At 74.9% G+C, this 1106-nt stretch carries 1 protein-coding gene and 1 pseudogene; both read right to left on the bottom strand.

The genetic code is table 11. The features are described 5' to 3' along the window. Nucleotides 1-672, bottom strand: a pseudogene (locus tag FV223_RS28255) (glycosyl transferase family 28); the annotation flags it as partial. Beyond that, nucleotides 660-1106: glycosyltransferase family 4 protein (locus FV223_RS28250; RefSeq protein WP_147729956.1), on the bottom strand; the 447-nt coding region annotated here is incomplete at its 5' end. The gene FV223_RS28250 and the pseudogene FV223_RS28255, both read right to left, overlap by 13 nt.

Genomic DNA, 1106 nt, shown 5'->3' with positions numbered 1-1106 from the left:
GCAGAGGCCGAGCCCGGCCGCGCTCGACCCGGCCGAGACCAGGACGCTCGCGCGGGCATCCGCATCCTCGATCGGCGCCGCGTCCTCGTCGACGTAGCCGGTGTATCGCAGCTTGGCGCGCAAATCCTCGTCCACCGGCCAGGAGGCGTCGAGGGCGACGAGATCGGGGTCGCCGTGCACCAGCACCGCGTCGTAGATCCCGGCCACGCGCGCATGCGCGATGCGGATCTTCCGCGGCTTCTCCGGCGCGACGAGCACGTCGCGGATCGAGGCGAGGATCAGCGGTCGCGGGCGCCGCTCGGATGCCGCCTCGACGAGGTCGAGGAATTCGGCTTCGAGCGCTCGGCGGCCGAACGGGAACAGCTCGGTGATCACCACGTCCGGAGCCGTCTCGGCCAGCGCCTGCCGAAGCAGCGCCCGGCGTGCCGCGAGCAGGTCGGCGCCGGCCGCGTGCCCGTCCACGCCAAGAAGCCGCGCGAAGGCGGTGCCGACGATGTGCAGCGGCGGCAGTTGCACGAGGCGCAGGCCGTCGAGCCGCACCATCGGCGCAGGGCCGCCGCCCGAGACCAGGGTCACCGCATGGCCCGAGGCGGCGAAGGCGCGGCCGATCGCGGCGGCGCGGGTCAAGTGACCGGCGCCGAGGAGATGCGTGACGGCGATCAGCGCCCGCATGCGCAGGCCTCCGCTCGCTCGGGCACCGATGCGGGACGCGGCGGCGCGATTCCCGCCGAGGCGGCGAGCCGCCCGCCGATCAGGTCGATGCCGGCATCGAGCGAGAAATCCCGCATCAGGCGCGCGCGGGCGGCGTCCGCGAAGCTCCGGCGCCGCACCGGATCGCCGGCGAGCCGCAGGATCGCCGCGGACAACGCCGCGGGATCGCTCTGCGCGACCAGGCATCCCTCGACGCCGTCGGTGACGAATTCCGGCGTGCCCGCGAAGGCGGTCGCGAGGATCGGCAGCCCCTGCGAGGCGGCCTCCATCAGCACGTTGGGCAGGCCGTCGCGGTCGCCGGACGGCGCAGGCTTGGTCGGCAGCACGAAAAGGTCGGCCGCCCGCATCGCCGCGATCACCGCCGGTTGGGCCAGGGCGCCCCGGAAGGCGACGCG

Source organism: Methylobacterium sp. WL116, assembly GCF_008039455.1.
Taxonomy (GTDB): Bacteria; Pseudomonadota; Alphaproteobacteria; order Rhizobiales; family Beijerinckiaceae; genus Methylobacterium.
The sequence above is the reverse complement of the archived record's forward strand: the minus strand, read 5'-3'. Positions and strand labels throughout refer to the sequence as shown.